This window comes from Bifidobacterium sp. N5G01, from assembly GCF_002742425.1.
GTDB lineage: Bacteria > Actinomycetota > Actinomycetes > Actinomycetales > Bifidobacteriaceae > Bifidobacterium > Bifidobacterium hominis.
The window spans coordinates 39,136-63,024 of sequence record NZ_NJNP01000006.1; the positions used below are offsets into that span (position 1 = coordinate 39,136).

19 protein-coding genes and 1 tRNA gene are annotated in these 23,889 nt (G+C 57.2%); 2 read left to right on the forward strand and 18 right to left on the reverse strand.

All coding sequences use genetic code 11. The features are described from left to right. Positions 1-369: 369 nt before the first annotated feature. The 10 genes from rho to rmuC all read right to left on the reverse strand — a co-directional run bounded on the left by rho (position 370) and on the right by rmuC (position 13,455). A complete protein-coding gene (gene rho / locus CE168_RS08400) occupies positions 370-2,475 on the reverse strand; it encodes a transcription termination factor Rho (RefSeq protein WP_099571962.1) in 2,106 nt (701 codons plus the stop codon). 337 nt (positions 2,476-2,812) lie between these two features. After that, positions 2,813-4,402 carry an NAD(P)/FAD-dependent oxidoreductase gene (locus CE168_RS08405; protein ID WP_099571963.1) on the reverse strand — a complete coding sequence of 530 codons (1,590 nt, stop codon included), beginning with the start codon at positions 4,400-4,402 and terminating at the stop codon, positions 2,813-2,815. 188 nt (positions 4,403-4,590) lie between these two features. After that, on the reverse strand, positions 4,591-4,902 hold the full coding sequence (locus tag CE168_RS08410) for a DUF2469 domain-containing protein (protein ID WP_003833998.1): 312 nt from the start codon (positions 4,900-4,902) through the stop codon (positions 4,591-4,593). After that, positions 4,902-6,002 carry a GNAT family N-acetyltransferase gene (locus CE168_RS08415; protein ID WP_099571964.1) on the reverse strand — a complete coding sequence of 367 codons (1,101 nt, stop codon included), beginning with the start codon at positions 6,000-6,002 and terminating at the stop codon, positions 4,902-4,904. Before CE168_RS08415 ends, CE168_RS08410 begins: the two co-directional genes overlap by 1 nt. A 283-nt stretch (positions 6,003-6,285) precedes the next feature. Then, a complete protein-coding gene (gene gatB / locus CE168_RS08420) occupies positions 6,286-7,782 on the reverse strand; it encodes an Asp-tRNA(Asn)/Glu-tRNA(Gln) amidotransferase subunit GatB (protein WP_099571965.1) in 1,497 nt (498 codons plus the stop codon). A gap of 25 nt (positions 7,783-7,807) precedes the next feature. Beyond that, the gene (gene gatA / locus CE168_RS08425; protein ID WP_099571966.1) at positions 7,808-9,337 is read right to left on the reverse strand and encodes an Asp-tRNA(Asn)/Glu-tRNA(Gln) amidotransferase subunit GatA; all 1,530 of its coding nucleotides are present in this window, start codon (positions 9,335-9,337) and stop codon (positions 7,808-7,810) included. A gap of 1 nt (position 9,338) precedes the next feature. Further along, positions 9,339-9,635 carry an Asp-tRNA(Asn)/Glu-tRNA(Gln) amidotransferase subunit GatC gene (gene gatC, locus CE168_RS08430; RefSeq protein WP_003833990.1) on the reverse strand — a complete coding sequence of 99 codons (297 nt, stop codon included), beginning with the start codon at positions 9,633-9,635 and terminating at the stop codon, positions 9,339-9,341. Between the two features lie 680 nt (positions 9,636-10,315). Beyond that, a complete protein-coding gene (locus tag CE168_RS08435; RefSeq protein WP_099571967.1) occupies positions 10,316-11,266 on the reverse strand; it encodes a TrmH family RNA methyltransferase in 951 nt (316 codons plus the stop codon). Between the two features lie 140 nt (positions 11,267-11,406). Beyond that, entirely contained in the window at positions 11,407-12,057 is a 651-nt protein-coding gene (locus CE168_RS08440; RefSeq protein ID WP_099571968.1) for an orotate phosphoribosyltransferase, read from the reverse strand. A gap of 63 nt (positions 12,058-12,120) precedes the next feature. Further along, a complete protein-coding gene (gene rmuC / locus CE168_RS08445; RefSeq protein ID WP_099571969.1) occupies positions 12,121-13,455 on the reverse strand; it encodes a DNA recombination protein RmuC in 1,335 nt (444 codons plus the stop codon). A gap of 172 nt (positions 13,456-13,627) precedes the next feature. Here rmuC and CE168_RS08450 point away from each other — a divergent pair, with 172 nt between their 5' ends. After that, complete coding sequence (locus CE168_RS08450) at positions 13,628-14,521, forward strand: copper-transporting ATPase (protein WP_099571970.1); 894 nt, start codon at positions 13,628-13,630, stop codon at positions 14,519-14,521. Between the two features lie 150 nt (positions 14,522-14,671). Here CE168_RS08450 and clpB read toward each other — a convergent pair whose 3' ends face one another. The 4 genes from clpB to CE168_RS08470 form a co-directional block, all read right to left on the reverse strand. Further along, entirely contained in the window at positions 14,672-17,377 is a 2,706-nt protein-coding gene (gene clpB / locus CE168_RS08455) for an ATP-dependent chaperone ClpB (protein ID WP_099571997.1), read from the reverse strand. Positions 17,378-17,602: 225 nt separating this feature from the next. Continuing rightward, on the reverse strand, positions 17,603-18,424 hold the full coding sequence (locus tag CE168_RS08460) for a fumarylacetoacetate hydrolase family protein (RefSeq protein ID WP_099571998.1): 822 nt from the start codon (positions 18,422-18,424) through the stop codon (positions 17,603-17,605). Positions 18,425-18,552: 128 nt separating this feature from the next. Next, on the reverse strand, positions 18,553-19,395 hold the full coding sequence (locus CE168_RS08465; protein ID WP_033501455.1) for a YggS family pyridoxal phosphate-dependent enzyme: 843 nt from the start codon (positions 19,393-19,395) through the stop codon (positions 18,553-18,555). A 220-nt stretch (positions 19,396-19,615) separates the two neighbouring features. Further along, positions 19,616-20,023, reverse strand: coding sequence for an HTH domain-containing protein (locus tag CE168_RS08470; protein WP_033501456.1), 408 nt, complete (start codon positions 20,021-20,023; stop codon positions 19,616-19,618). 208 nt (positions 20,024-20,231) lie between these two features. On the opposite strand from CE168_RS08470, the gene CE168_RS08475 reads away from it, so the two are divergent. Next, positions 20,232-21,335 carry a glutamyl-Q tRNA(Asp) synthetase gene (locus CE168_RS08475; RefSeq protein WP_099571971.1) on the forward strand — a complete coding sequence of 368 codons (1,104 nt, stop codon included), beginning with the start codon at positions 20,232-20,234 and terminating at the stop codon, positions 21,333-21,335. A 233-nt stretch (positions 21,336-21,568) separates the two neighbouring features. Here CE168_RS08475 and CE168_RS08480 read toward each other — a convergent pair whose 3' ends face one another. From CE168_RS08480 to rpsR, 4 genes are all read right to left on the reverse strand, one after another. After that, positions 21,569-22,297 (reverse strand): MIP/aquaporin family protein, encoded by a 729-nt coding sequence (locus CE168_RS08480; protein WP_099571972.1) that lies wholly within the window; start codon positions 22,295-22,297, stop codon positions 21,569-21,571. A gap of 201 nt (positions 22,298-22,498) precedes the next feature. Continuing rightward, positions 22,499-22,572, reverse strand: a tRNA-Lys gene (locus tag CE168_RS08485). Between the two features lie 586 nt (positions 22,573-23,158). Continuing rightward, entirely contained in the window at positions 23,159-23,605 is a 447-nt protein-coding gene (gene rplI, locus CE168_RS08490; RefSeq protein WP_099571973.1) for a 50S ribosomal protein L9, read from the reverse strand. Positions 23,606-23,624: 19 nt separating this feature from the next. Next, positions 23,625-23,873, reverse strand: a complete 249-nt coding sequence (rpsR, locus tag CE168_RS08495) for a 30S ribosomal protein S18 (protein WP_003833963.1) — start codon at positions 23,871-23,873, stop codon at positions 23,625-23,627. Between the last annotated feature and the right edge of the window lie 16 nt (positions 23,874-23,889).

Sequence of the window (23,889 nt, forward strand, 5' to 3'; positions counted from 1 at the left end):
TCCAACAAGCATTCTGCATCGGCCCGGCAGGACCGACTCCCCTATGCAGCTCACAGTTCGTCCATTACGATACCCACCCCAACACACAAACCGTCAACCGCATTTTCGTAACGCTTCCGACGAATTTCGATTTTCAATCACTTATCTTTTAATATTTACACATACCCCCTTATATGGCAATACAATTTTCGACTTTCAACTTTTGATTTCGTATTTTTTAGGATGTCGGAATTTATGTATCGCATGTCCACAACGTGATCATCCATACATCTGCAATGCCTTGCGGATATACGAAAGGGTCGTATGACGATTGCCATACGACCCTTGGCTTGCTTACCGCAGATTGCGATCACTCGCGACTAATTGCGATCAATTGTTGCCATTATTCGCGTTATTGCTGCTCTGCTGAATCAGCGACGCCATGAAATCACGGTTGGTCGCGGTCTTCTTCAGACGTGGCACGAGCGTCTGGTAGGCCTGCTCAGGCTCGAGACCGCCAAGCAGTCGGCGCAGACGGTAGATGATCGGCAGTTCCTGCGGATCGGTGATGAGCTCCTCGCGGCGGGTGCCGGAAGCGTTCACGTCGATGGCTGGGAACAGGCGCTTGTCCGCCAGTTCGCGGCTCAGACGCAATTCCATGTTGCCGGTGCCCTTGAACTCCTCGAAAATCACCTCGTCCATCTTGGAACCGGTTTCCACCAGAGCGGAGGAGATGATGGTCAGGGAACCGCCGTTTTCGATATTGCGGGCGGCACCGAAGAACTTCTTCGGCGGGTACAGCGCCTGAGCGTCAACACCGCCGGAAAGGATACGCCCGGAAGCCGGAGCCGCGACGTTGTAAGCACGTGCCAGACGGGTCATGGAGTCAAGCAACACCACCACGTCCTGGCCGAGCTCCACGAGGCGCTTCGCACGCTCGATGGCGAGTTCGGCGACGGTGGTGTGGTCGGAGGCCGGGCGGTCGAAGGTGGAGGAAATCACTTCGCCCTGCACCGTGCGTTCCATATCGGTGACCTCTTCCGGACGTTCGTCCACGAGCACGACCATCAGGTGGACTTCCGGATTGTTGGTGGCGATCGCATTGGCGATGTTCTGCAGGGTGATGGTCTTGCCGGCCTTCGGCGGAGACACGATCAGACCACGCTGGCCCTTGCCGATCGGCGCCACAATGTCGATGAGACGGCCGGTGAGCTTGTTCGGCGCGGTCTCCTGCTTCAGGCGCTCCTGCGGGTACAGCGGGGTGAGCTTGTTGAAGTGCGGGCGGTTCTGCGCTGCCTCGACGGTCATGCCGTTGATAGAGTCGATGGACTGCAGGGGCACGAACTTCTGACGCTGGTTACGGCGGTCGCCCTCACGCGGAGTGCGGATGGAACCGTGCACGGCGTCGCCCTTGCGCAGGCCATACTTCTTGACCTGGCCCATGGAAACGTACACGTCGTTCGGACCCGGCAGATAGCCGGAAGTACGCACGAAAGCGTAGGAGTCGAGCACGTCGACGATGCCTGCGACTGGCACGAGATCCTCTTTCGGCTCCTCGTGGCGCTGTTCGCGTTCGACACGTTCGACATTGCGATCCGTGCGATCGTTGCGTTCAGTGCGGTCATTACGCTCGCTGTTGCGGCCACGACGATCGTCACGCTCGTCATAATCGCGGTCACGTCCACGCAGACGGCGTCCGCGACGATCCATACGATCGCCGCCCCTGTCACCGGCACGGCCACGGCCACGACGTGTGAAATCGCCATCCTCGGCTTCGTCATGGCGCTCGTCGCCCTCGTTGCCTTGCGAAGGCAGCGTGGCGAGAATATCGTCGAGATCACGCACGACATCCTCATCCTTCAGCTCCTCCACCGCACGGCGACGTCGACGCGGCTCGGCATTGACCTCATCATCCTTGCGATGGCGACGATGGTCATCCTGCTTCGGCGAAGCATCATCCAGTCCCAATTCGGCGAGCAGATCGGCGGCTGCTTCCGTATCACGGCGACGACGGCGCTTCGGAGCCTCGTCGAGGCTGTCCAAAGCGTTCACAGCGACCATGACGCCCACGGCATCCTCGCTTGCCGGCGCTTCGTCCTGCTTACGGCGGCTGAAGCGCTCGGAACGCTCAGTACGCTCGACGCGGGTCCTCCTAGAGGTTTTGGAAACCGACTTTTCAGAATCCTCAGCATCATCGGCCTTGACCTCGGCAACCTCAGCAGGCTTGCCGGCATTCTCGGCCCTACCAGCCGCGACCTCAGCGTCTGCGGATGGAGTTGCGACCTGAGCTGCCGGGTCAGCCGAAGCTGCGGACGCTGCGGACTTCGGGGCGCGAACGGTCACGCCGGCCGGCGCCTCGCCGCCGGAACGAGCAGCCTGAAGCGTCGCGATAAGTTCCGGCTTACGCATGGTGGAGGTGCCACGAAGGCCCATCTGCTTGGCAAGCTCCTTGAGCTCAGGCAGTTTCATATCTTCAAGATTCGGGCTGGTTGCCACTAGTTTTGCCTTTCCCTAGCTTCCCGCAGGCACACGCCCACGACAGCTGTAAAAAAGAGATACGGAAAAATGTTCCGCCACTGAAAGTCCGCCGCGAAATACCACGGTTTTCGAACTTTTCTAACCATACAACGTTATCCAGACCAACGCAACGCAGGCGTGCCAACGTATTCGAGCCAATCAAGCATTGCAAGTCAATCAAGCATTGCAAGTCAATCGCAAATCGCAATGCAAAAGACCCGCCATGCAATCACATGACGGGTCTTCGCCGGCAAACAACGCGAGCGTCGCACTAAAACAACGGTTTGCCGATCCTACCGAGAGATCCTACCGAAACCTACTTTTCCTCGTGATAGCTCTTGTCGGTATTGACGGACCACACGTTCTTCTTGGACGTCTTGCCATTCTTGATATTGCCGACAGCTTCGATGGCGGTGGCCATGGAATGATCCATGTTGTTGTAGCGGTGCTGTCCGTTACGTCCGACGCAGTACAGGTTACCGAAGGAATCGAGGTATTCCACGAGCTCAGGCATGCGGTCGTACGTGTCGAAGTAGGCCGGATATGCCTTCTTCACGCGCTCGCGATGGGAATCGATCACATCCTGAGGGCCGTTGATGACCTGCATGCGGGTGAGCTCCTGGATGGCGAACTTCTTCGCCTCCTCGTCAGACATGTTCCAGAAGGAATCACCCTCCTCGCAGAAGTATTCAAGACCGATCCACACGGTGTTATCAACATCCTTGACCAGATACGGGCTCCAGTTGTTGAAGATCTGCAGGCGGCCGACCTTATAGCCCGGATCCTGCACGTAAATCCAGCAATCAGGCACGATCGGCGGATTACCAAGGGTAGGAATGTCGGTGGTGTTCGGCAAGCGCAGATGATTGACGAGCAGACCGACGGTCACGAAATCACGGTACGGCAGGCCGTTGGCGATTTCGGTCATATCCTTCGGCGCGGGCTTGCTGGAAGCGTCCACTGCGTTGATGAGGTCCTTGACCGGCATGGAGGAGATGAAATCGTCCGCAGCCATTTCGTTGCGATTACCTTCGGAATCCTCATACACCACGGAAGCGATCTTGCCGTCAGACTGGCGGATCTCCACCACATTGGCGTCGGTAATGACCTTCACGCCCGCGGCCTCGCAGTTAGCCTCCACGGTTTCCCACAGCTGGCCCGGACCATACTTCGGATACCAGAATTCCTCGATCAGCGAGGTTTCGACCTCGGCATTGCTGCGCTTCTTCGGCAGGAGCTTCTGGAACGCATTCTTCAGCACGCCCATAATGCTCAGGCCCTTGACGCGCTGCGCACCCCAATCGGCGGAAATCTGGGACGGATGACGTCCCCACAGCTTCTCGGTGTACCCCTCGAAGAACATGGAATACAGCTTGCGGCCGAAACGATTGATGTAGAAGTTCTCCAGATTGTCTTCCGGCAGCTTGTGCACCATGGACTTCAGATAGCTGAAACCGGCAACCAACGTAAGCTTCGGACCCATGGCCTTCAACGTATTGGCACTCAGGGAAATCGGGTAGTCAAAGAAGTGTCGGTTCCAGTAAATACGAGACACACGATGGCGCTTGAGCATCACCTTGTCTTCGACTTCCGGATCCGGCCCGCCCGGTTCCATATCGTGCTCACGACCGAGCTTCTTGTCATCATAGCTTGGCGCGCCCTGCAGCGGCAGGACCCCCTTCCACCAATCCATGATGCGTTCGTCCTTCGAGAAGAAACGATGGCCGCCAATATCCATACGGTTGCCATCATGCTTGACGGTGCGGGAGATGCCGCCGAATTCGCGGGTTGCTTCCAGCACGGTCACATCGTAGTTCTCGGAGCCACCGTCCTTGACGAGCTCCCAAGCGGCAGTCAGGCCCGCAGGGCCACCGCCGATAATCACCACGGATCGCTTTTGCGTCACTTTGAGGTCTCCTTATGAAAACAAAAATCCCTGATAGTCTACCCGATGGTAGGGAAACGAACATCGCAACTTGTGCGAATGCTTACAAAATCAAGCCAAGTCAGGCAATACCAAGCCGAACGGTCTAAAACAAACAAGACAATATCAGGCCGAGCAAAACGATACGCGACCACGCACGACCATATCGACTATATGGAATCAGGAATGTCGATATCGGTTTTCTGCACTTCCTCGACATTGACGTCCTTGAAAGTGACGATACGCACATTCTTGACGAAACGACTGGAACGATAGACGTCCCACACCCACGCGTCGGTCAAACGCACGTCGAAATACACATCCTGACCGGCGGAACGCACATTGAAATCGACTTTATTTGCCAGATAAAAACGACGTTCCGTCTCAACAACGTAAGTAAATAATTTAATAACGTCGCGATATTCCTTATACAGAGCCAGTTCTGCGTCGGTTTCGTAATTATCGAGATCCTCGGCGCTCATCACTTACCTTCCACATCACGCTTGCGACCACGCCCGAGCGTACGCCACCAAGCTTCCTTCGACGTCTTGCGCTCGCCAGCCGTATACGGCCAGCTGTTTTCGACATCGGCATCACCATTAACAGACTTGCGGTCGTCACGCTCGCTTTGCCGCGCAGCATCCACGCTTTCGACGTTCTTCTGCTGGGACGCAGCCACATCATCCATACCGTCAGAAGGAACTTCCCGCACGGATTGCGCCGCCGCAGCATCGTCGGCGCCCACGCCTTCCGCATCAGGTTTCGTGGCATTCTTCTCATTCAGTCGAATGGCAATCGAATGCTCGCGTGCACTCAAAGCCTCCTTGACGCCCGGATTGTCTTCGATCACGTGCATGCCGAACGCGTCAAGCGAGCGGATCGGATCAAACTCGTCAACCAGCGTGTCCATAACGATCAGATCTTGGTAACGGTTCTGCGAGTCGTTCCACAGGGCGTCGCGGGAGCGACCGGAAGGCACGAATCCCAACGACTGGTACACGGACACGGAACGCGTGTTCTGTTCGGGCACTGCGACCCAAATGCGATGCATGCCAAGGCCTGCCGGCTCCGGAGCAAGACCGTACGTCATCACGCGCGGCATGATGTCTCGCGAATAGCCACGGCCCCTGTAATCCTTTCCAAGCACCACCTGAATGCGGGCGGAACGGGCCCAACCGTCAATATCGATCAGGAAAATCATGCCGATCACATTGTCGGAATTCGCGGCATCAATCCTACCATCGCCATCATGGTCGGCTTCGGTGATGATGGACCATGCGATTGTGCGACGTGATTCCGGGTCCCCCACACCGGATTCGGACGGAGCCTCGCCTTGGGACCATGCCACGGAACGACGTACCCACGCACGCACCGCGCCACGCTCGGCGACTCGGTCCTTACCAGTGATTCCGGAAGCGCCGACGTACGCCTCGATGGCGTCCATGCGGTCGAGATCCTCGATCACGGCCGGGCGTAGATGCACCATCTCGCCTTTGATAGGCGGCACAACGATACGTTTCGGCAGCTCACGCGACTGCCGGTCCGACTGCTCCTGTGTTGCAGCCTCAAGATTCTCTGGCATTTTTCCCGCCCCCTACGTCATTGCAGGTACGACCGTCGCCGCACCTGTACCGAGGGTATTGTACCCGACTGTATGTCAGCTGTGAATTAGCGCGGCGGCAATCGTTATAAATCTTCCTCTACCAGCATAACTTGATATTGAAAGACACGTCGGTAATCGTAAGAAAAACAACTGGTGATTAGCTCTTTCCCTTTCTTCTGGAAAGATAAGAAAACGCACGTCCCAAGTTTTTGGAACGTGCGTTTTCGTGCGATTCAGCAATCGCGAGTAATCGTTGTAAACGTTACTTAATCTTGCTCATCACGATCTTGGTGACGGCTTTCGCGTCAGCCTGACCGCGAGTGGCGCGCATGACGGCACCAATGATGGCGCCCATCGGCTTCATGTTACCGCTCTTGAGCTTTTCAACGATGTCAGGATTGGCTGCGAGAGCCTCATCCACGGCCTTTTCGAGAGCACCGTCATCAGACACGACCTGGAAGCCATGCTTCTTGACGACCTCATCCGGAGTGCCCTCGCCGGCGAGCACACCTGCGACGGTCTGCTTGGCCAGCTTGTCGTTGAGCTTGCCATCGGCGATCAACTTCTCAACTTCAGCCACATCGGTCGGAGTGATCGGCAGCTCTTCGAGGCTCACGCCCTTGTTGTTGGCTTCGCGGCTCAGCTCGCCCAGCCACCACTTCTTGGCGCCGGCTGCAGTGGCACCGGCCTTGACGGTTTCCTCAAGCAGGTCCAGAGCGTCGGCGTTAAGCACGTCGCGCATCTCCAGATCGTTGAAGCCCCACTCGCCCTTCAGGCGGTTGCGGCGCTCACGCGGCATTTCCGGCATCTGGGCCTTCATCTCTTCGATGTGCTCCTTGGTGATGTGCAGCATCACCAGATCCGGATCCGGGAAGTAACGGTAATCGTCGGCGTCGGACTTCACGCGGCCGCCGGCGGTGGTCTGCGAAGCCTCATCCCAGTGTCGGGTTTCCTGCAGAATCTCGCCGCCTTCGCTCAGAATGGCCGCCTGACGGCGAATCTCATACTGAATGGTCTTTTCAATGCCACGGAACGAGTTCACGTTCTTGGTTTCGGAACGAGTGCCGAACGGGTCGGACGGGCTGTTGCGCAGCGACACGTTCACATCGGCGCGCATATTGCCCTGCTCCATACGAGCGTGGGAGATGTTCAGCGCACGCACGATGTCGCGGATGGCGCGCATATAGGCGCCTGCGATTTCGGGGGCACGGTCTCCGGCGCCTTCGATCGGCTTGGTCACGATCTCGATCAGAGGCACGCCTGCACGGTTGTAGTCGACCAAGGAGTGATCGGCACCTTCGATACGGCCGTCAGCACCACCGACGTGGGTGTTCTTACCGGCGTCGTCTTCGATGTGGGCGCGTTCGATCGGCACGCGGAACACGGTGCCGTCTTCAAGTTCCACATCAAGATAGCCGTTGCCGTTGGTCGGCTTGTCGTACTGCGAAATCTGGTAATCGCGCGGCATGTCCGGGTAGAAGTAGTTCTTACGTGCGAACTGGCTCCATTCAGCGATTTCGCAATGCAGAGCAAGACCCAGCTTGATCGCGTAATCGACGGCGGTCTTGTTGACTACCGGCAGAGAGCCCGGCAGACCAAGGCTCACCGGGGTGAGCTGGCTGTTCGGATCGCCACCGAACGAGACTTCGGCCGGGCAGAACAGCTTCGTGGTGGTGCTCAGCTCAACATGGGTTTCCAGACCGATGACCGGGTCGAACTTCTTGACGGCATCGGCGTACTTCATCAACTTTTCAGCCATTTTGTTTTCTTTCCTCCGATGCTTCTTACTTGTTCGAGCCGTCGAGCCACGGGGTCTTCAGGGACTGCCAGATCGGGCCGTTCCAGTCTTCCTCGAGAGCTGCTTCAAGAGCTGCGGCAGGCTTGTACATGGCCTCGTCGCGCTGCTGCGGAGCGAGGAACTGGAAGCCGACCGGCAAACCGTCGTCGCTCAGACCAGCAGGAATGCTCATAGCCGGAACGCCGGCAAGGTTGGCCGGAATGGTGGTGATATCGATGGCATACATAGCCATCGGATCCTCAGTCTTCTCACCGAACTTGAATGCGGTGACCGGGCTGGTCGGGCCCACAAGCACGTCGACCTTGTCGAAAGCCTTCTTGAAGTCATCGATGATCAGGGTGCGCACCTTCTGCGCAGAACCGTACCATGCATCGTAATAGCCAGCGGACAGGGCGTACGTACCGAGGATGATACGGCGCTTGACCTCGTCGCCGAAGCCGGCTTCACGAGTGTAGGCCATCATGTTGGCAGCGGTCTGAGGAACACCCGCCGGCGGCATGACGCGCAGACCGTAGCGCATGCCATCGTAACGGGCCAGGTTGGAGCTGACCTCGGATGGCATGATGATGTAGTACGCGCCGAGGGAGTACGGCAGGTGAGGCAGAGACACCTCGGTGATCTCAGCACCCATTTCCTCGAGCTTCTTGACGCCTTCGTTGAAACGTGCCATAACGCCCGGCTGGAAGCCTTCGCCGCCGAGCTCCTTGATCAGACCGACCTTGAGGCCCTTCAGATCACGCTTCATGCCTTCGCGGGCGGCCGCCACCATCGGGCGCGGGCCTTCCGGAATGGACGTGGAATCACGCTTGTCGTGGCCGCCGATCACTTCCTGGAGCAGGGCCGCGTCGAGCACAGTGCGCGAGCACGGGCCGATCTGGTCGAGCGAGGAAGCCATGGCGATCGCGCCAAAGCGGGAGACGCCGCCGTAGGTCGGCTTGACGCCGACGGTACCGGTCAGCGAACCCGGCTGGCGGATGGAACCGCCGGTATCGGTACCCAAAGCGAGCGGAGCTTCGAATGCAGCCACGGCAGCTGCAGAGCCACCGCCGGAACCGCCCGGGACGCGCTCGGTATCCCACGGATTGTGGGTGGTCTGGTAGGCGGAGTGTTCGGTGGAGGAGCCCTGCGCGAACTCATCGAGGTTGGTCTTGCCCAGCAGCGGCATGCCTGCGGCCTTGAGCTTCTCGATGACGGTGGCATCGTACGGGGGCACCCAGCCTTCGAGGATCTTGGAGGCTGCGGTGGTTTCGATGCCCTTGGTGACGATCATGTCTTTGATGGCGATCGGCACACCGGCGAGTTCCGGCAGTGCAGCCTTTTCCTCATCGGACTTGGCGTCGAAGACGTCGGCCTGTTCGAGGGCCTGTTCGCCGGATACCTTCAGGAAGGCCTTGATGCTCGGTTCGGCGGCTTCGATGACTTCGAGGTGCGCTTCGACCAGCTCGCGGCTGGAAACTTCCTTGGTCTTGATCTTGGCCGCCATCTCAGCGGCGGAAAGCTTGACGAGTTCGCTCATGTCACTCCTCCCCTAGAATGCGCGGCGCAACAAACATGCCGGCTTCAGAAACCGGGGCGCCCGCAGTTGCTTCTTCCTGAGTCAGCGGGGTTTCCGGCACATCCGGGCGCAGGTAGGCTTCCAGCGGAATCGGGTTTGCAGTCGGTTCCACATCGTCGGTAGCGACTTCCTGGACCTTGTTGATGGATTCTGCGATGACGTTCAGATCGCCCTGCAGACGGGTGATCTCCTCGTCAGTGAGTGCAATTCGGGCCAAATCGCCCAGATGCACGATTTCTTCTTTGGTGAAAGTAGGCATGTCCCTAACATTAACGCGTCTGTGTGACTAGCGCCCCACCCATTTCGCCTATCGCCCCAGCCTCACGCTCCAGCCGCACCAGCCCAGCCGGAACAGCCTCGCCGCACCAGCCGCCGCAGCCCATGGATTCGATCATCCGCGAATCTTGCACCGGCAAGGACTGACCATAACATTGCCCAGTCACGGATCATACCGACCGCACGAAAAACTCAATATCATATACAGTCCATACCCCAGAGAAAAAGCGGTAATCGCAAACGGAATTGTCGTCACGAATCCCTCTCGTACGCTGCTAGATTGCGGACGCACGATAGATTTCGTCCATTCTCTACCGATTTTTGACGATGCAGTCCGGCAAAACCGCTGATTGCGAAACTGCGGCGCGCTGGGGTTCCTTGCGTTTCATAGGGTGATCTTCTGCGGGAAGATTCCTCCAGTAGGTGGAAGAGTCGGGACGCTGAAAAGCTCGCCACCGGGAAGATTCCTCCAGAGAGTGGAGAAATCTAGACTCTAGCAAGGCACTCAGCGGAAGGATTGTTCCAGTAGGTGGAGGATTTGGGTCTCTGGTGAGGCTTTCTGCGGGAAGATTCCTCCAATCGCTGGAGAAATCGGGACGCTGAGTAGTCTGCCAGCAGGAGGATTCCTCCAGTGACTGGAGGATTTGGAACGATAGGAGCCGGTCAGGACTGGGGTGCGGCGTGCTGGGCGATCCAGGCGTGCATGGAAACCGCGGCGGCAGCTCCGGCGTTAATGGAACGCACCGAACCGAATTGGGAAATGTAGACCACGTCATCCGCCAGCTCAAGTGCCTTTTCGGACAGTCCCGGACCTTCCGCACCAAACAACATAAGACATCGCTTCGGGAAGCGATACGTTTCCATCGGCACCGCACCCGGAATGATGTCAAGCGCAATCACCCGCGCAGCCTTCAACTCGGCAATGCGCTGATCGATCGCTGCCAGCTGCGTCATATAGGACAGCCTGTTCCCATTTTCAGCGCCACATGCGGTTGAAGTATCCATTGAATTGCCAGCTGGAGCACACTCAGTAGCACGGCCCTCATTCAGCGAAGCAGCATCGTTCATACCGGTACCGTGCCCACTTTTCGCATTTTCGTGCATATGTAATGCGATTGCGGAGGCTTGCGATTGCGCCGCCGCGATTTCTCCGGCAATGCGCAGCTTCCAGCATTCGACCAGTTCGGTTATGGAAGGGTGGTTTTCGACGTGCTGGTACAGTTCCGTCATCAACGCGCCCTTGCGATTCCATTTATGCGGACCGACGATATGCACGCGTTTTGCCTGAAATGCGTTGGCAGTGCGCACCATCGATCCGATGTTGAAATCGTGCGTCCAGTTTTCCACGGCAACCTCAAAATCATGGCGACCATGAGCGTCAAGATCATCTTTGATGGCCGAAACCGTCCAGTAACGATACCGGTCAAGCACGTTGCGGCGATCACCCTCATCAAGCAGAGACGAATCGAATCGACGATCATAATTCGGCGATTGCGGATCATCCGGACGGGGCTCGCCAAGATGCGCTTCAGCCCATGGTCCTACGCCCACTTCACGAAAGACCGGCTCTCCGGATGCTTTCGCCGCAATATCGATGGGATTAGGCTGATGCACGCGATTCCTCCTCACAACTCATTAATTGATCCAACTAGACGCAAAGTCGTAAAACGTTCCGTGAAACACGCTATTTAGCGTCACCGAACCACCAATGCAACCGAAAAGCTGCAACACTTCGATACTCAGTGTTGTGACGCTTAATGAAGTTCCGATTCCTTGAATACTTCCACAAACGGCAGATCGGATTCGCTTCCGTCAACCGGATTGATGACCTTGATAGAAGGCGACGCCATATCGACGCCACCAATCAGCGATGCGACGGCAAGCACTTTAGCACCCTCGTTTTTTACCACGGAGAAGTCAAGGCTCAACTCGTTGCCATTGCGCAACGTAACCAACGAGGACGTCTGCACATACGACTTTTCAGATAACCAGGAATCCAACAAAACCACGCGCTTGCCTGCGATCGAAGGCCCCTTGATGGACGGATACACGAAATCCATCACGAAACCGTTAAGATTCTCCCCACGAGAAGCGGCCGCCTGAATCATGGCGGACACCAGCGGAACCGCGGCCGCGGTCAACGCACCCACCGCGTCGAAATCGTCCACGGAATAACCGGCCTCTTCCAACGTGTCCAACAGGATATGCCCAACGATCGAAGCGCCACGATGGTCGAACAGCACGGAGGAAAGCTCCGAGAATGGCTTGTCGGCCATTTCAGCCTGCAACAGCGACTTCAGCTGGTCACGCGGCTCAAGCATGGCGAAATCGATGTCGCTATGAGCGGGAGCATCGGCGGTCGCAGCAACCGACTTGGTCTTACGGAAAGTCTTCTCTTCGGTCATGCTCCTAGCCTATCCTTTCGGCTCGTCAAACCTTATCTCATACCGACACGTATCAGGCAAAGATTACTGTGCACTGGTTTCGGGAGCGTTGAGTTCGCGGACATCGGCCTTTTCGGGCGCGATCATGCTCACGGGTTCGATGATTCTGCTCTGGTCGACGCGCTGCAACTTGCGTGCGGTGACCAACACGCGTGATTCCAACGACGAGGCGAACGCATTGTAGGCGCCGACCGTTTTGGTGATGGCGGACCCCAGCTTGGTGGCACGGTCCCCGAGCACGGCGAACCGTTCATACAATTCGCGGGACAGGTCGAACAGCATTTTCGCGTCATCGGTCAGGCTTTGCTGCTGCCACGCGTACGCCACGGACTTCAGCACCGCCCATAAGGTAATCGGCGAAGTCAAGGCAACCTTGCGCGCAAACGCGTCGTCCATCAGCGTCGGATCGGTTTCCAAAGCCGCCTGCAACAAGGATTCGTTGGGAATGAAGGCGATCACGAAGTCCGGCGCGTCGTCGAACGCATTCCAATAGGCCTTGTCGCCCAAGGTTTTCACATGATCGCGCACCGCTTTGGCATGCGCATGCAGCAATTCCGACTTTCGTGCCAACTCCTCAGGCGTGGCGGTGTCGGGAATTTCACACGCTTTCTGATAATCGGCATACGGGGCCTTTGCATCGATCGGAATGGTCTTGCCGCCCGGCATGTGGATGATCATATCCGGACGCTGCGCGCGACCGTCCGCATCGGTGACGACCACCTGCGTATCGAAATCCACGTGTTCCAGCAGCCCGGCGGATTCCACGATATTCCTCAACTGCGCCTCACCCCACGCGCCGCGCACCTTGTTGTTGCGCAACGCGGACGACAGAGCGTTGGTCTCGCGGTCAAGACGGGCCTGCTGTTCGCCAAGGCCCTTGAGTTGTTCGCCAAGCGCACCCATTTCCCGCTTGCGGCCCTCTTCGATTTGTGAAACCTTCTGCTGCAGGGCATCAAGATTCTTCTGCACGGGCGCGAGCGCTGACAATACCTTGCTCTGCTCCTGCAGTTTTCGCTCGTTTTCGGCCTGCTTGCGTTCCGCTTCGGCCGCGGCACGCTCACGCTCACGCTCCACACGTTCCTGTTCGGCCCGCTGGGCCTGCGCGAGCTGCGATTTGAGATAGGTCAACTGTTGGGCCAACCCTTCCGCCTGCGTACGGTATTGGGTCACCGATGTGGACAATTCGCTGATTTCCTGCCGATCAGCTTCGATCTGCGCTTTTGCCTCGTTAAGATCAGCGGTTTTCGCATCACGGGCCATTTCCTGCCCTTTAGCGCGGCCCACGAAAAAGCCGGCCGCAGCTCCAAGCGCGGCCACAACCACCAGAAGAATCACCACAAACACAGGATTGTCGAACATATGTTCTATATAACAGCATGCCCAGGACATCTTGAAAGATCAAGCTTCGCAAGACAACCGCGCCCAGCTGCATTATGCTTGGAGCCGAAGCGTGCTCACGAACATGGCGGCAACGCGAGCACGCTGAATATTCGAGAGGTATTCAAGAGGCAATCCGGGGGTTCGGAAACACATGGGATTCGATTTGTTCATGACGGTGGCGGCAATTGTTGCGGCGGCCGTGGCCACTTGGGCCATCCTCAGGCTATTCCTAAGAGAAAACGATGTCACAGCCCCCTCCCACCAGCACATCACCGATGAAAAACCCACCGAAAAACCCACCGAAAATCACGTCGAAAATCCAGACGAGATAGCCGGCAAAACACACAGAAGCGACATTGCCAAGCGTCTCGTCATCGCAACCATATCGACCATTCCCACATTCACCGTAACCATGCTGACATTCGGCGGCATCGCACTCCCCCACTGGCTGACCAATCCATGGCTGCACGCCATCATCGCCACACCGGTCATGTTCTATTGCGCCGCGCCGATGCACAATCATGGCACCGCCGCCTTGAAAAGCCGCACGCCTAACGCGGATTCGCTGCTGTCACTCGCCATGACCATCGTGTACGCTTACAGCCTGCTGGCGTGCGTGGTGTCGTGGCTTTCCCCCGAAAGATCACGCAACCAATGTTTCGCTTTCGCAAGCATGGTCGCCGTGCTGGCGCTTGCAATTTCGATGATCGAGCAACGCCCCACGGCAAAGAAAGCATCGGAAGGCGATATTCCGACCGCACAATTGCAAGAGACGCAGGAAATACAATCGCAGGAAACGCAAAAAACACAAGAAACACAGCAAAGCACGGATACGCTTATCCAAGCCAGCATCGTATATGAGATTCGCACGCGGGTAACGCAGATTACCGCGACCGTGACGATGGTCATCGCGGTTTGGACGTTCGCTTTGTGGCTGATTTTCGGACTTCAGCCGAAGCTTACGATTGCCGTGTTGATCGGTGCGACGGTTTTGACGGTCGCAGGCTTGGTTTTGCAGGCATACGACCGCCAACCGTCACGGTAAAAACGGTTTTCGCAGAAAATCGCGCAGTCGCGAAAAATGGGCGGACCCGCATATGCGCAGTCCGCCCATCGTCAACGGTTAGACCGTTTTCGCGACTCGGCCAAGCGACAGTCAGTCAGGCCAAACCGATCAGCCGAATGACTCCGACCGTCACTTAGCTTCCGCCGAAAAATCGTCGTCGATCTGCCCCGGCGCCCACGAGGAAAGCTCCAAATGGTCGCCGCCGGTCTGGTCCACAAGCACGGTGTCGCCGTCGTGCACTTCGCCAGCCAGCAGCATGCGCGCCAGCTGGTCGCCGACTTCGGTTTGCACCAAACGACGCAGCGGGCGAGCGCCATACGCCGGATCGTAACCGGTGTTGGCGAGCCAATCGCGCGCCGAATCGGTAACATCCAGCTTGATGCGGCGATCCGCCAAGCGGGCCGAAACCTGCGCCACCTGAATGTCCACGATGCCGCCAAGTTCTTCGCGTGTAAGCGGGTGGAACATGACCAGTTCATCCAAGCGGTTGATGAATTCCGGCTTGAACTGCATGTGCACGGCGTCCATCACGGCCTTCTTCTTGGCTTCGTCATCCAGTTCGGTGTTCACCAGGAACTGCGAGCCAAGGTTGGAGGTCATGATCAGAATCGTGTTCTTGAAGTCCACGGTTCGACCCTGCCCGTCGGTCAAGCGGCCGTCGTCGAGCACCTGCAACAGCACGTCGAACACTTCAGGATTGGCCTTTTCAACCTCATCGAACAGCACCACCGAATACGGGCGGCGACGCACGGCCTCAGTCAGCTGACCACCCTCCTCATAGCCGATGTAGCCCGGCGCAGCACCGATCAGACGAGACACGGAGGCCTTCTCCATGTACTCGCTCATGTCGATGCGCACCATGGCTTTTTCATCGTCGAACAGAAAGTCGGCGAGCGCCTTGGCAAGTTCCGTCTTACCCACGCCGGTCGGTCCAAGGAACAGGAACGATCCCGTCGGGCGGTTCGGATCGGAAATGCCCGCGCGCGATCGGCGTACTGCATCAGAAACAGCTTGAATAGCTTCTTTCTGGCCGATCACACGCTTGCCGAGGTAATCTTCCATGGTCAGCAGCTTCTCGTTTTCGCCTTGCATGAGGCGGCCGACGGGAATGCCCGTCCAGTCGGACACGATTTCGGCCACGGAATCGGCGTCGACGCGGTCCGGCACCATCGGAATGTCATCCGCCGCGCCGTCGTCGCCAGTCACGCCGGCCGCACCATTCTTGGCCACCGCCTCGTTTTGTTCGGCTTGTGCGATTTCCTTCTGGATGGCCGGAATTTCGCCATAGTTGATGGCGGAGGATTTCGCCAGATCGCCTTCGCGCTCGTACCGTTCGGCTTGGGTGCGCAGTTCGTCGAGCTTCTTGCGCAGGTCGCCGATGCGGTTGTGTCCGTTCTTTTCGGCGTCCCAGCGTGCTTTCAGACCGTTGAGTTTTTCGCTTTTGTCTGCGATTTCCTTATTGAGGTCGTCGAGACGTTCCTTAGCGCTTTCGTCAAGCTCGCTTTCGGCTTTGCTTGCGGCGGCATCGTCTTTCGGATTGCCAAGCAGGTATGACTTCTCCATTTTGAGTCGGTCGACCTGGCGTTGCAGTTCGTCGATTTCCTCAGGCGAGGAGTCGAGTTCCATGCGCAGGTGGGATGCGGCCTCGTCCACCAGGTCGATGGCCTTGTCTGGCAGCTGACGGCCGGAAATATACCGGTTCGACAGTGTTGCCGCGGCCACGAGCGCGTCGTCGCCGATGGTTACCTTGTGGTGGGCTTCGTATTTCGGCGCGATGCCGCGCAGAATGGCGATGGTGTCTTCAACACTCGGCTCTCCTACGAACACTTGCTGGAAACGACGTTCCAACGCCGGGTCCTTTTCGATGTTCTCACGGTATTCATCGAGCGTAGTGGCGCCGATCAGGCGTAGTTCGCCGCGTGCAAGCATGGGCTTGAGCATATTGCCCGCATCCATGGATCCTTCGGCCGCGCCCGCGCCAACGATGGTGTGGATCTCATCGATGAAGGTGATGATCTGCCCGTCGGCGTTCTTGATTTCCTGCAGCACGCTCTTCAGACGTTCCTCGAATTCGCCACGGTATTTTGAACCGGCCACCATGGAGCCCAAATCAAGCGAAATGAGCTTCTTGTTTTGCAAGGTTGTCGGCACGTCGCCGGCGACGATGCGCTGTGCGAGGCCTTCCACCACAGCGGTTTTGCCCACGCCCGGCTCACCAATCAGGACCGGGTTGTTTTTGGTACGGCGGCTCAGGATCTGGATCACACGGCGGATTTCCTGATCGCGACCGATCACCGGGTCGAGTTTGCCTTCTTTCGCGGCCGCGGTCAGGTCGGTCGAGTACTTTTCGAGGGCTTTGTACGACCCTTCAGCATCGGGGCTGGTCACTTTCGCGCCTCCTCGAATCGATGGCACAGCTTTTCGTAGCGCGTCGGCGGTCACGCCGTATTGTTCCATGATTTGCGCGCTTTGGTTTGGTTTTGCCGCTGCGATGGCGATGAGCAGATGTTCGGTGGAGACGTATTCGTCGCCCATCTGCTGCATTTCCTTGCCCGCTTGTGCAAGCACGGCGGACAGTTGCCTGCTGACCTGCGGCTGCGCGGTGGTCGATCCGCTGGCGCTCGGCAGCGTGTCTTGCGCTTGGTGCACGGCTGCGCTGATGTTCTGCGCGTTGCCTCCCGCAGCTTCGATCAGTCCGCGGATTACGCCGTTTTCCTGACGCAGCAGCGCGTCAAGCAGGTGCAGGGTTTCGACTTGCGCGTTGCCTGCAGCCGACGCGTTCTGCACGGCGTCGGAAATGGCTTCCTGCGCCATTGTGGTGAACTTCTGTTCCATATCATCCTCCATGGTTCGCGTCGAACGTCCGGTTTTCGCACGGTTGCGTCGACGCATATGTCGTTGTCTGATATGCTCAACCGACTTCACCACCATTCTATTCCCAAAAGTTGAGTCCGCAACACTCAACTTTTATTCACCGCACGGAAAGTCGTGAAAAAACGCGAAAAGGCCGCCATCCACGAAAGATGACGGCCTTCATATCCGCAATATGCCAATCGACGATCAGCCGCGCACTACCACATTGCGCAGGCTGCCGATGCCTTCGACGTGCACGATTGCCTCGTCGCCCGGATCGAGATGTCCGGAAGCGTTCGGGGTGCCCGTCAGAATTACATCGCCCGGCAGCAGCGTCGTAAAGCTGGAAATCGCGGCAATCTGCTCGGGAATGCCGTGAATCAGGTTCGCCGTGGTGCCGGAAGCCAACTCGACATCCTCGCCATTCAGCGTGAAGGAGATCTTCGCATCCTTCCAATCCAAGTCGTCACGAGTCACAATCCACGGGCCAAGCGGGCAGGACGTGTCGAAGCCCTTCGCGCGCGTCCACATCGGGTCAAGCCCCTGCAGATCGCGCAATGTCACATCGTTCACGCAGGTGAAACCGAGCACATAGTCCATGGCCTGTTCGACCGACACATTCTTGGCGATGCGGCCCATCACCACAGCCACTTCCGGCTCGAAATTCATGTCGTTCGAATATGACGGAATCACAATCGGATCATCCGGACCGATCACCGACGTACTCGGCTTGGAGAAGATCACCATGTCTTCCGGAGCATGCTTGATATCGGAATGGCCGGCTTCATGCATGAACTGCGCGTGCGCCTCATAATTTTTGGCCAGACCATACACCTTCGACGGAATCACCGGAGAGAGCAGACGGATGCCATCGCCGTCCACCGGAAAACGCTCGCCGGTCGGCTTCACGCCGGCACCGGCCAGAGGATGCCCCTCAAGCGCTACGAGATAGTCCTTACCGTCGCTTTCATCGGTCTGCACGAAAGCGTATTGCGGTACATCATTATGCGAAAAACGTGCGATTCTCATGCTTGCCAGTCTACCCGCAACAATCGTCGAATCGTCCATATCATCGACATGCGACGCCCGACAATCAAAAACATCGAAAAAAAAAAGGGCCATCACATCATGCGAAGGCCCGTCACAGGAAGAAAACGTCAGATAAAAGCACGCTCACCGAAAATCGCGGTGCCGACGCGCACGATAGTGGATCCTTCCGCAATCGCAAGTTCCATATCGCCAGTCATACCCATCGACAGTTCACGGCAAGACTGCGTGCCAGGCTCCCCCGATTCGAGAATATGATCGCGAGTTCTACGCAGATGCTCGAATCCCCGGCGAATGGCGGTTTCGTCGCTCACATGCGCGCCAATGGTCATCAGACCCTGCAATTCAAGCCCGTCCAATGTGCCGATTTTCTGCGCGACGCGAATGGCATACGCCGGATTGCAACCGGATTTCGACGCCTCGCCCGATTCATTGACTTCCAGCAGCACACCCACGGTGATGCCGCGCGCCACCGCCCTACGTGAAATCTTTTCCGCCAGATCAAGGGAATCAACCGATTCGATGGCATTGACGACCGGCAACACCTTGCCGATCTTATTGCTTTGCAGCTGGCCGATCAGATGGAACGGAATGCGCTCGCAAGCGACTTCGGAATCGTCTGAAGCGGACGCGATGCCGGAATCGTCGGCAACACCCAACGCAAACCCGCGTTCCGCGCAACGCGCCATCAACCCTTCGGCCTTCGCCGTCACTTCCTGCGGACGATTCTCGCCGATCATGCGCACGCCCGCGTCGATCGCCGCCATGATCTCGCCCACATCGCGCGTCTTCGTAGCGGCAAGCAGGCGCACGGAACCCGCGTCACGACCAGCATGCTGCTCGGCCGACGCGATACGATCCAACACGCGATGCACGCCATCGGCGATCTGCACGGCGCGCACGTCGTCGATCACCTCATTGGCAAGATTCTTATGATCCATATATGCGGTCATGTTCAGCCTCTTACATTTAATCCCAACTACCTCTACCAGAGTAAGAAGAAGCCCGTACGACGGTCTGAAGCGAAGCGATAAAGCAACCAATATTCGCACGGGCCAATAAAACAGACGTCAGCAGAAGAGGGACTTCAAAGACTCCGTCCGACAATCACTATATGGAAGATTTACTAAACACGCGCCGAAAAAACAATCTATTTTTTTCAGCTATCGCACTTCATCTCTGTATTTCTTTCAATTGCCGTTCCAAAACGTCGATGCGATCCTTCAGTTCAAGTACCTGACATGTCAACGACCGAATCTGCCCCAGCTGAACGGACACCAGTCGCTCGCGCGTCTCGGCAGACAACGGCCCCGACGAACCTCCGCTTTTCGCGGCGGCCATGATATCCGGATCCACCTTCCAGCGCGCGATATTACGCTCCACACGCTTGCGACCGACAATCGCAGGACTCAATCCAGCCGACGTGAAAATCGAACTTGGCCTCTCGCCATCCAAATATCTGCGCATGCAGCTGATTTGAAAATCACGCGAATACGTGATTCTGTTCTGCGTAACCGACTCAACCGCCGGCAACGCACGAAGATACTCGACCTCCGTGTTGCTAAACTGCCTTTTCGTCATATCGACCTCATTCACCCGACAAAACGGAATACCTTTTCCACGCTCGCAGATTACCTTCGCAAACGAACGTACCGGAACGGCACATACTACCACCTTATACACACTGGTATGGGGGTTTGCGCCACCCGAATCGCCCTACGCTGAACCTGAATGAGTCCCAGAAGGTACAGTTGCATACTGTCACCATCGATGTATCAAAGGAGCCACCATGACCGGCCGATTCGCACCCACCCCATCAGGCCGCATGCATATCGGCAATGTCTACGCCATGCTTGGAGCTTGGCTTTCCGCACGTAAAACAGGCGATTCCATACGATTGCGCATTGAAGACATCGATGAACCGAGGGTCGTTCCCGGCGCTGCCGAAACCATGATGCACGACCTCGGCTGGCTCGGTCTCGACTGGGACGGCGAACCAGTATTCCAATCGGCGCGACACACCCTATATCAGGAAGCGCTCAATCTTCTCACCAACCTCAACATTGACGAAATCAGCGATACTATCAGCACTATCGGCATCGGTTCCTACGATTCCGATTCCTACGGCACTACCGCAAACAACACCATAAACACACCCGGCGCAACGCCGCTCATCTACCCCTGCTTCTGCTCGCGCGCCGACATCCGCGCCGCGTCGGCACCGCAGGAAGGCGACCGTTTCACCGTATATCCGGGAACATGCCACCGACTCATCGCCAACGACCCGCAACGCGTGAAGCAACGTCTCGCCAGCGGAGACCGCCATTCGCTGCGCATCGCCACCACCGACACCACCATCGCCTTTCACGACGAAGTGTTCGGCAACCAGCATTACAACCTCGCCCAAGACATCGGCGACACCATCGTCCGCCGATCGGACGGCATCTACTCCTATCAGCTGGCCGTCACCGTGGACGATCTTGACATGGGCATCACCGACATTGTGCGCGGCCGCGACCTGCTACGCTCCAACGCTTTGCAAATCTATATCCGCAAAGCCCTTATCGCTGCGGGATTCCAGTCTTCCGAACCTGCCGATGCGGCCATTTCATACGCGCATCTGCCCCTTATCGACAACGCGGCCGGTCAACGCCTCGCCAAACGCGAACGCTCGCTCGATCTCGGTATTCTCACGGCACATGGCGTCACCGCGCAACAGATCATCGGCTATTGCGCATGGCTGCTTGGATTGCAAGGCAATCCGGAACATACCAAGCCGCAGCCTATGAACGCCGCCGAAGCGCTTGGCGAATTCAGTTGGAGCGCCGTTCGCGCCAACACTTCGGATCGTGTACTCGACCAAGCCGAGTTCAACGCGTATTTCGGACTATAGGCCCTATTCTGCAGTTTTATTTCCGCTTATTCCGCAGTCTTATGCTGACGTCACGCGGGTGGCAGCATATCTCTTCCAAGGCAACGCTACCAGCCAATAATGGGCATGCAAAAAGCCTGTTTCCCCCGAACCAGAAAATTTCCGAGGAAAACAGGCTTTGCATGTCAGTTCTTATATGTCAAACGCAACTTATGTGACAGTCAGACAAACAAATCACGAATGACTGCAGACGATCAGACGAACAGCTTGAACATGGCCACACCGACGATAGCGCCCAGAACCGGGGCGACGACCGGAATCCAAGCCTCGTCCCAGCGGGAGGAGCCCTTGGACGGAATCGGCAGGATGGCGTGCAGCAGTCGCGGCATGAGATCGCGGGCCGGGTTCAGGCCAGGACCGGTCGGACCACCCATGGAGGTCACGAGGCCCCACACGATGAAACCAACCGCGATGGATGCGGCAGCATGGTCTTCCTCACCCCACGGCAGGGACAGACAGCACAGTGCGCCGACCACGAGCACGAGGGTGCCGAAGAACTCGTTGACGAAGTAGTTCACGCGATCGTTGTGAGCGTCGGTGGTGCAGAAAGTGCCGAGGATGGCGTCGGCGTCTTCGGTGTCCTTATAGTGCGGATAGTAGGTGATGTATACCACGAGCTGACCGACTGCGGCGCCGAGCAGCTGAGCGATGATGTACGGCAGCACCAGATTCCAGTCGAACAGGCCGTTCACCGCCTGGGCGATGGTCATGGCCGGGTTGATGTGCGCGCCGGAAACGCCACCGAACATGAGCACCGGGAACATCACGCCGAAGCCATAGCCCATGGCGATGTTCAGCCAGCCTGCATGGTGGCCCTTGGTGTTCTTCAGTTCAACGTTCGCGACAGCGCCGTTGCCGAAGATCATCAGAATGGCGGTACCGAAGAATTCGGCCGCAAGTTTGACAAAAGTCGAGTATTCCACTGCTGTTTCCTCTATTGCTTCTTCTCTGTAAGAATCAGATTGATGTCGATTCCGCTCTCGGCGGACAACAGCGTCCAACACTACTCCCCACACTGGAAGTCGAGCACAAAAAGGTTTGACAGGCCGGCGGCTTGCCGGACAGTCATACGGAAATCGGAAAACAAAAAAAGCCTTGGAACCGAAGTTCCAAGGCTTTATCTGTGCCCCCTCAGGGATTCGAACCCTGGACACGCTGATTAAGAGTCAGCTGCTCTAACCAACTGAGCTAAAGGGGCGTTGGTCTTGCGAGGTTTTGTTCTCGCTGAGCACGAGAAGTAAATATACTCGGAATCGAGAAGAATGCAACTTTCGGCGTGTCGCGGTTGTAAAACCGCTATTTTTCAACGATTTCGACATATTGCGCAAATCGCAGAAAAACGCGATTCAACCATCATATTTCCTACCTAAAGAGCACAATCAAGGCAGGAAATCACAATTTCTTCACAAATTCAGTTCCTTGCAATCCAGTTGCCCCAAACGCTCCCGCTAATTCATTTGCACAGCCATGCATGAAAACTGACGGTAAATCGCTCTTCTTGAGTGAATCAGCATGCTTCACGCAACACCCACTTAAGGATTGAGCTTAGGTTGCTTCCAAGCACCGTTTCCGCACGAGAGAAGGAAAGTAACGACCATGACGTGCCCAAGTTGCGACAAACCAACTAATGACGGTGGCTACAACTGATCAAATATGAAAATCCCCCTGCACAACTGTTTTCAGCTGGTGCAAGGGGATTTTCCATGCTTAAGCTCAGACGTATCTCAGTCTGAAGTCATTCATCATGGCTGCAACGAATGCAGTCTTGATGAATGGGGCCGAAATCACTCAGCGACAACCTTCACGGTGAAGGAAGCGGTGATTTCCGGGTGCAGAGCGACGGTCGCAGCGAACTCGCCGGTGGTCTTGATCGGATCCACGGTGATGTTCTTCGGGTTGACGGCAGCCTTGGAAGACAGAGCGATGGCGATCTTGTCGGCGGAGACACCACCGAACAGCTTGCCAGACTCGGAGACCTTGGCGGCGATTTCGACGACGGAACCCTCAATCAGGCCCTTGGCTGCAACAGCCTCTTCGCGGGTGGCGACGGCCTTGGCCAGACGAGCGCGCTTCATGGCCTCGATCTGGGCAGCAGCGTTCTTGGACCAAGCAAAGCCGAGGCCCTGCGGGATCAGGTAGTTGCGAGCGTAACCGGCCTTGACGGTCACGACGTCGCCCGGGTGACCCAGGTGATTGACGGACTTGGTAAGAATAACCTTAGCTTCAGCCATTGTTCAAACCTCTCTCAGATCAGCGACCGGAAGTGGCGTACGGCAGCAAAGCCATCTCGCGGGCGTTCTTGATAGCCTTGGCGAGCTCGCGCTGTTCCTGCACGGAAACACCGGTGATACGACGGGAACGAATCTTGCCGCGATCGGAAATGAACTTGCGCAGCAGGGCAACGTCCTTGTAATCGATCTCGGTGACCTTGGCGGCCTTCAGTGGATTCGGCTTCTTCTTAAACGGCTTGACCGGCGGCTGCGGCCTCTTGCGTGACATCTTGATGTTCTCCTTA

Excerpts from the sequence above, each read along its gene's own strand:
- CE168_RS08440 (WP_099571968.1), bottom strand. The coding sequence starts at position 12,057 with ATGACCGAAGAGAAGACTTTCCGTAAGACCAAGTCGGTTGCTGCGACC.
- rplI (WP_099571973.1), bottom strand. The coding sequence starts at position 23,605 with ATGGCTGAAGCTAAGGTTATTCTTACCAAGTCCGTCAATCACCTGGGT.
- gatC (WP_003833990.1), bottom strand. The coding sequence starts at position 9,635 with ATGCCTACTTTCACCAAAGAAGAAATCGTGCATCTGGGCGATTTGGCC.
- CE168_RS08415 (WP_099571964.1), bottom strand. The coding sequence starts at position 6,002 with ATGCCAGAGAATCTTGAGGCTGCAACACAGGAGCAGTCGGACCGGCAG.
- CE168_RS08470 (WP_033501456.1), bottom strand. The coding sequence starts at position 20,023 with ATGACGAAAAGGCAGTTTAGCAACACGGAGGTCGAGTATCTTCGTGCG.
- CE168_RS08475 (WP_099571971.1), top strand. The coding sequence starts at position 20,232 with ATGACCGGCCGATTCGCACCCACCCCATCAGGCCGCATGCATATCGGC.
- CE168_RS08465 (WP_033501455.1), bottom strand. The coding sequence starts at position 19,395 with ATGACCGCATATATGGATCATAAGAATCTTGCCAATGAGGTGATCGAC.
- CE168_RS08460 (WP_099571998.1), bottom strand. The coding sequence starts at position 18,424 with ATGAGAATCGCACGTTTTTCGCATAATGATGTACCGCAATACGCTTTC.
- gatA (WP_099571966.1), bottom strand. The coding sequence starts at position 9,337 with ATGAGCGAACTCGTCAAGCTTTCCGCCGCTGAGATGGCGGCCAAGATC.
- rmuC (WP_099571969.1), bottom strand. The coding sequence starts at position 13,455 with ATGTTCGACAATCCTGTGTTTGTGGTGATTCTTCTGGTGGTTGTGGCC.
- CE168_RS08450 (WP_099571970.1), top strand. The coding sequence starts at position 13,628 with ATGGGATTCGATTTGTTCATGACGGTGGCGGCAATTGTTGCGGCGGCC.
- clpB (WP_099571997.1), bottom strand. The coding sequence starts at position 17,377 with ATGGAACAGAAGTTCACCACAATGGCGCAGGAAGCCATTTCCGACGCC.
- gatB (WP_099571965.1), bottom strand. The coding sequence starts at position 7,782 with ATGGCTGAAAAGTTGATGAAGTACGCCGATGCCGTCAAGAAGTTCGAC.
- CE168_RS08410 (WP_003833998.1), bottom strand. The coding sequence starts at position 4,902 with ATGAGCGCCGAGGATCTCGATAATTACGAAACCGACGCAGAACTGGCT.
- rpsR (WP_003833963.1), bottom strand. The coding sequence starts at position 23,873 with ATGTCACGCAAGAGGCCGCAGCCGCCGGTCAAGCCGTTTAAGAAGAAG.